Source organism: Vibrio sp. V39_P1S14PM300 (genome assembly GCF_009904765.1).
GTDB classification, from domain to species: Bacteria; Pseudomonadota; Gammaproteobacteria; order Enterobacterales; family Vibrionaceae; genus Vibrio; species Vibrio proteolyticus.
In genome coordinates, this window is record NZ_WXWP01000139.1 from 1 (window position 1) to 7,046 (window position 7,046).

Consider the following 7,046-nt stretch of genomic DNA (forward strand, 5'->3'; position numbering starts at 1 on the left):
GAATGAGATTCCAGCTTTGGAATCACGACGTGAACGAATCCAGCCGCGAACAGTGACTTCACTGTCAACTGCCAGCTTACCGCTCAGAACGTCTTTTACAGGCGCGTAAGTCATGTTAGGTGTTTTCTCCATTGAGGTAAAAATTCAACCCAATGTGCGCTTTTTGAACGTGAAAACGGGCAAAAAACAGTCGAAACATTGGGTTGGCTTGCATTTTACAGAATCAACGGAACATATTACCTGTCAAATCGATAGCTTCAACCTTTAATTGACCTCTGGCTGACGAAATTTCCTGATTTTTACGACGGTTTTTTCTCCTGCAGGGTAAACTGGTTCAGCAATGCTTCCAGATGTTCGGACAATTGTTCCAGATTCTGACTGATTTCGCGCGTTTGGGCTGCCGAGTGAGAGGTGTCGTCCGCGTGCTGCGTGATCACTTCCACTTTGTTTTGCACGTCCTGGCTGAGTTGCGTGGTCGACTGGGTTTGAAGCTGAATGTTTTCAGCGTGTTGTTGCGCCTGAGACATTTCCGTCACCACATGATTCATACTGGTCGATAAGGCTTCGATGTCGGTGGATCTCTGGTGAGCGTGTGCGCAAACTGTGTCCACTGATACCAATGATGCTTCGCTGTCTTGTTTGAACTGAACCAGAATGTTTTCAATGCTGCTGGTGGCCTGCGCCGTACGACTGGCGAGTTGACGAACTTCATCGGCGACCACGGCAAACCCGCGCCCTTGTTCACCGGCTCGAGCGGCTTCAATGGCTGCGTTGAGTGCCAGTAGGTTGGTCTGGTCGGCAATGGCTTTAATGACCTCAAGAATCGTCGATACTTCACCTGTCTGGTCGTTCAACTCAATAATCCGTTGTTTGACTTTCTCAATGTCGCCGACCAGATTTTTGATGTCTTCACTGGCCAGGTGAGATTGTTCCGCACTTTGCCTCGCAATCGCAGTGGTGTGGCTGATTAAGCCAGATGCGTCGACGGTGGCTTGTTCAACTTGTAACTGTTGTGCCTGCATCTGACCGATATTGGTCTGTACTTCAGCGGTTTCATGTTGCTGGTTTGTGGCCGCCAGATCGGTACTCTGAGCTACCGACGTGAGCTGTGCAGCAGAGTGGGAGAGGGTGTGTGACGTGTCCTGCACCCGACCAAGACTGTCGCTGACGGTTTCCATAAACGAATTGATTGCCAGCGTCAGTTGGCCGACTTCATCTTTTCTCGGATTGTGCAGGCGCTGAGACAAATCTTTGGTTTGACTGACACTCTGCATGTAGCGGGACGTGCTTTGAATCGGACGGACGATGATCTTGCGAATAAGTGCCAGAGTGAGCAAAAAGCCGATGAAAGCGATGGTTGACATGATAGCGATGGCAATCAATGTGCGTTGACTGATCATGCTGTTGACGTGAGAAAGATTATACTCAAGACGAATGGCGCCCAGCACTTCACCCTCAGGCGCCATATGACAGGCTACACAGTTGGTGCCGCGGTAGTTTTCGGACGACTTCATCGGCAGCGCCACGACCAGGCCGTCCCCCCAGTCTTTTTGGATCGGCTCAATAATCAGCTCACCTTTCAGTGCGCGTCGGTCAATGTCATCGACGGGTTTCTGATTGTCCAGTCCCGGACCGTAGAGCTTACTGACGGTCTCCGAACGTAGTACGCGGACGGCTTCTATGCCTTCCTGTGCTAACGCCTTGTTATGCAATGTTTCTTTTTGCGCCATAGTGCCCGTCAGCATCATCATGTTCAGGCTGTCGAAATAATTACTGGCTTTGTCGTGTAACTGTTCACTCAATACAGAATAGATCAGCTCACGTTGCTGATTGTATTGATAAAGGGTCGAAACAGTTAAAACCAGAGCGAAAACAGAAATTAAGGTCACCAGCAATTTGGTTGTTATCGTTGAGCTCATTGGATTCTTATTTGAATTATTGGAATAGACCTCGCAAATATATCCTTGGTCCGGCTAAGGAAAAATGGTTGCCGATCCGGAATGTGACCCTAAACAAAGTGTGTGTTTTGTAAATGTGATGTGGCGATGATGTAATCAATAATTTGACGCAATGCCACATTTTCGACTGTTCAATATGAAGTGAATTGGATAGTGATTTGGCGTCGTTTATCGGCGGAATCGATTGGTATCGCGTCAGCAAGTTTGTGAGCTGTGTCTAAACTTGTTTCGGACGGGTGAATTCCTTACTATTGCGTCTCCTTTGAAAGGCAGAGAATCAAGATGAAAACAGAATTGTATAAAGAGTTTATGTTTGAGGCAGCCCACCGCCTGCCGCACGTGCCGGAAGGGCATAAGTGTGGACGTTTGCATGGTCACTCTTTTTTAGTTCGTCTTTACGTAGAAGGCGAAGTGGATCCGCACACTGGTTGGGTCGTGGATTTCTCTGAAATAAAAGCCGCATTCAAGCCTATCTACGATCGCCTGGACCACTATTATCTCAATGATATTGAAGGGTTAGAGAACCCGACCAGTGAAGTGTTGGCAAAGTGGATTTGGCAACAGCTCAAACCTGCTTTACCGCTGCTGAGCAAAGTGGAAATCAAAGAGACCTGCACGGCGGGTTGTATTTATATCGGTGAGGAATAAACCTCAGTGATCCGTCCTGATTTGGGTTGGAAAGTGTCAACCTTATTTAGGACGTTACACCGCTAAACAAAAAAGCGAAGCCACCAGCTTCGCTTTTTTGTATCGTGATTTGGGTTGTGTGTTTCTTAACCGTTTGGTCATGATGAGTCTATCAGTCGTTGCAATCGTTTCGTCAGGCGATAATATGACCCTATCTCGGGTAGGGATTGATTAGCGAAATGGAAGGCTAAGAGACCAAAAAGGGAATGTCACTGACGGACAAAACAATGAAATTCAAAATCACAACTCCCATTATTGAGCCGACTGAAGGGTCGCCACATTGCAAACCGCTTGTTATCACGCCTCCATTCTTATCATGCGCCGTTAGCGCCTCCCGCTTTGTTCACTCCTTTATTGCGTTGCGATTTATTACCCCTCAAGCACGATTTTCGTATTGTTTTTGATTTAACCGTTACTGCGGTTTAACGCCTATCTTTTTCACAACACAGAATTTATAAAATATGAATATTAAGCTTTTGGGAAGCTCCCTGATCATTGCAGGTACAGCTTTAGGTGCGGGTATGCTCGCGATTCCGATGGTGCTGGCTCAATTCGGGCTGATGTACGGTACGGCGCTGATGTTGCTGATCTGCTTCGGTACTACGTACGCGGCGCTACTGCTACTTGAAGCGACGATTAAAGTCGGGGATGGCCTCGGTTTGCACTCCATCGCACGCCAGTCTTTGGGCAAAGGCGGGCAACTGCTCACGAATGGCTTGCTGTATGCGTTACTGATTTGTCTTTTGATGGCCTACATATTGGGCGCGGCTGATTTGGTCGGTAAGTTGTTTCAAAGCCTGGGAGTGACACTGACGGCAACACAAAGCCAGATCCTGTTTACCGCAGTCGCCGGCGCTGTGGTCGCTTGCGGTACGGGCGTTATTGATAAGCTAAACCGAGTCCTATTTTTCATTATGCTGGCTAGTCTGGTGAGCACTCTGTTGATCCTGTTGCCATTCTTTTCGTTCGAGAATGTGGCCCAGGCGGGGGAGATCGATTTTGTTGGCCTGATCAAAACCAGCCCAATTCTGTTCACCAGCTTTGGTTTTCTGGTCGTGATCCCGGCTTTAGTGTCTTACAACCACGAAGCGACCGACCGCCAGTTAAGAAACATGGTCATTGTTGGTTCGATGATCCCGCTGGTGTGCTATTTATGTTGGTTGTTCGCTGTCGTGGGGAATCTGGATGCAGCGCAGTTGAAGCAGTTCAGCAATGTGTCTGACTTAATGACCGTGTTCCAGCAGCGCTCTCCCTGGATTGGCACAATTTTGTCGGTATTCACTGGCCTGGCGTTGCTGACGTCGTTTTTTGGTGTGGCCATGGCGCTGTTTACACAAAATGTGGATGCGTTCAGACAGAACAAACTGGTGACGTATTTGCTCACATTTGCTCTGCCTCTGGCGGGTTCGCTGCTTGCCGCAGATCAGTTTCTGGCGGTGTTGAGCTACGCGGGTATCATTCTGGTCTTTCTGGCTATTTTTGTACCGCTGGCAATGGTTATCCGCTTGCGTCGTGCGGGCGAGGCCGATGCGCGTTATCGCACCGAAGGCGGTATGCCGATGTTAGTGTTCACACTGCTATTTGGGGTGTTCTTGTTGGTGTCTCAGCTGATCTAAGCCTAAATATGAAAGCAAATAAAAAACCCGGGACATGCCCGGGTTTTTTGATCTTGAGTGTCGATTAACACACGACTTTGATCGCCAAACCGCCTTGTGACGTTTCACGGTATTTCGCGTTCATGTCTTTGCCTGTTTCCAGCATGGTTTCGATAACTTTATCCAGCGAAACACGTGGCGCTGAAGAGCGACGCAGAGCCATACGCGATGAGTTGATCGATTTCACTGCTGCGATACCGTTACGTTCGATACACGGAACCTGAACCTGACCGGCCACCGGGTCACACGTCAGACCCAGGTTGTGTTCCATAGCGATCTCGGCCGCCATGCATACCTGTTCAGGGCTACCGCCCATCAACTCAGCCAGGCCGGCCGCAGCCATAGAACACGCAACGCCGACTTCGCCCTGACAACCAACTTCTGCACCAGAGATTGAAGCATTGCGTTTGTACAGACCGCCGATTGCGCCAGAAGCGGCGAAGTAACGGATGTAATCTTTTTCCGTCACCGTCTGAATGAACTTGTCGTAGTACGCCAAAACTGCAGGAATGATACCGCAGGCACCGTTGGTTGGCGCGGTAACCACTCGTCCGCCAGCGGCGTTTTCTTCGTTAACGGCAAAAGCAAACATGTTTACCCAGTCAACCACAGACATTGGATCGTTGGTGGTCTTCTCAGACGTCATCAACTGTTGACGCAATGCCGCCGCTCGACGTGGTACACGCAGAGGCCCTGGCAGAATGCCTTCAGTGTTCATACCGCGTTCCATACATTCGCGCATGGTTTTCCAGATATTGGCGTAGTAGGTACGAATTTCTTCGTCTGAATGCAGAGCGTGTTCGTTCTGCATCACCAGCGCACTGATTGACAGTCCGCTCTCTTTACAGTGATTAATCAGTTCTTCAGCTGACGTGTACTCGTAAGGGACTTTGATCGGATTTTCAATTTCTTTACCGAAGTTCTCTTCATCTACGATAAAGCCACCACCGATAGAGTAGTAGGTTTTCGAGTACGCCTTTTCTTCGTCGATCCAAGCGTGGATTTGCATGCCGTTCTCATGCAGTTCCAGATTGGTTTTGTGGAAGTTCATTCCGCCTTCACGAGGGAATGACACCGTATGACAGTGCATGCCAACAGGTAGACGTTCCGTTTCCTCTACACGTGCAATAAAGCCCGGAATAGAGTCGATATCTACTTTTTCAGGAGTGTTGCCAGCAAGACCCATGATGATCGCGATATCTGTGTGGTGACCTTTCCCTGTCAGTGATAATGATCCATAAACGTCGACGGTAATTTTAGTGATGTCGCGCAGCTTTCCCATAGAGCGCAAGTCATCAATAAACTCTTTACCCGCCTTCATTGGACCAACAGTGTGTGAACTGGATGGTCCAACGCCGATTTTATAGATATCAAATACACTAATCATTTTGATTACCTCAAAATTAAGCCTCCCGAGGAGGAGGGAGGCTTATTATTATCGTTATGTGTTTGTCTTTATTCTCGTCTGTATCGGCTGCGAGATTAAAGAGCGCTGTAGATTACAGAACTAATGGCAGCAAAACCACAGATTACTGTGAAAATCTGAACAGGTGCTGAAGTTTTGTACTTCGCCATTGCTGGTACTTTTTGCATCGCAAAAACAGGCATCAGGAACAGAATCGCTGCAATCATCGGTGCACCCATGGTTTCGATCATGCCCAGGATGCTTGGGTTGTATACGGCAACAGCCCAAGTGGTAATAACGATGAACAGCAGTGAGCCTTTCTCAATGTTGCTTACTGGAGCATCAGAACGAGACTTGATCAGACCAACCAGACCTTCGTGAGCACCCAGGAAATGGCCAAAGTAGCTTGATGTGATAGCTGCAAAGGCAACCAGTGGACCCATGTATGAGATCAGTGGTGATTCGTGAATGTTTGCCAGGTAAGACAGAACGGAAATGTTTTGCTCTTTTGCCATCGCCAGCTGCTCTGGAGACAGAGAAAGCACGACAGAGAACACGAAAAACATGACAAAACCCATCAGCATCATTGCTGCACCGCCAGTAATAGCGTCAGTTTTGCTTACCGCTTTTTCACCATATACACGACGTTGTTCTTTTGAGAACTGCGAGATGATTGGGCTGTGGTTGAATGAGAACACGATGATTGGAATCGCCAGCCATACGATGGTTGGCATTGAGCCCCAGTCTGGTGCGACATCCATCATTGAGGTGTTCCACTCAGGGATCAGGTAAACAGACAACGCCAGCAGGATGAATACCAGAGGGTAAACCATTGCTGAAGTGGCTTTTAGCATCAGATCTTTACCGAACACGACACCTGCGGTCATCGCCAGAATCAGGGCGCCAGACAGCAGCCAGCGAGGAATGGATTCCATGCCGATTTGGTTAACCAGGAAAGAGTCAACCGTGTTGGTGATGCCGACGCCGTAAATAAGAACGATCGGATAGATGGCGAAAAAATAGGCGAATGTAATAAGGTTGGCGCCAGTCTTACCGAAATGTTCTTCTACGGTATCGGTGATGTCTGCTTCAGGGTTTTTCGCAGACAGAACGAAACGAGCCAGAGATTTGTGGGCGAACCACGTCATTGGTGCAGCAATTAAAGCTAAGATTACTAATGGCCAGAAGCCGCCAGCCCCCGCTTTGATCGGGAGAAAAAGAACGCCGGCGCCGACCGCTGTACCGAACAGCGACAGACACCAAGTGAAATCTTTGTAAGTAAACTTACTAGAAGATTGTGCGGTAGAAACCGCAGAAGTGTTAGAGTTCATATTGGAATAC

Annotated in this window: 5 protein-coding genes; 2 read left to right on the top strand and 3 right to left on the bottom strand. The window is 48.5% G+C overall.

Annotation, left to right across the window (positions count from 1 at the left end; translation table 11 throughout):
- Window positions 1-299: 299 nt before the first annotated feature.
- Window positions 300-1,919, bottom strand: coding sequence for a methyl-accepting chemotaxis protein (locus CAG65_RS06590; RefSeq protein WP_021703620.1), 1,620 nt, complete (start codon window positions 1,917-1,919; stop codon window positions 300-302).
- Window positions 1,920-2,240: 321 nt separating this feature from the next.
- Here CAG65_RS06590 and queD point away from each other — a divergent pair, with 321 nt between their 5' ends.
- Together queD and CAG65_RS06600 are read left to right on the top strand one after the other, a co-directional pair.
- Window positions 2,241-2,606 carry a 6-carboxytetrahydropterin synthase QueD gene (gene queD / locus CAG65_RS06595; protein WP_021703619.1) on the top strand — a complete coding sequence of 122 codons (366 nt, stop codon included), beginning with the start codon at window positions 2,241-2,243 and terminating at the stop codon, window positions 2,604-2,606.
- Between the two features lie 500 nt (window positions 2,607-3,106).
- Window positions 3,107-4,261: an amino acid permease gene (locus tag CAG65_RS06600; RefSeq protein WP_161452964.1), complete on the top strand. Its 1,155-nt coding sequence runs from the start codon at window positions 3,107-3,109 to the stop codon at window positions 4,259-4,261.
- Between the two features lie 64 nt (window positions 4,262-4,325).
- Here the strand turns inward: CAG65_RS06600 and CAG65_RS06605 are convergent, their stop codons facing one another.
- Entirely contained in the window at window positions 4,326-5,687 is a 1,362-nt protein-coding gene (locus CAG65_RS06605; RefSeq protein ID WP_021703617.1) for an L-serine ammonia-lyase, read from the bottom strand.
- Between the two features lie 95 nt (window positions 5,688-5,782).
- Complete coding sequence (locus CAG65_RS06610; RefSeq protein WP_021703616.1) at window positions 5,783-7,036, bottom strand: aromatic amino acid transport family protein; 1,254 nt, start codon at window positions 7,034-7,036, stop codon at window positions 5,783-5,785.
- Window positions 7,037-7,046: the final 10 nt, after the last annotated feature.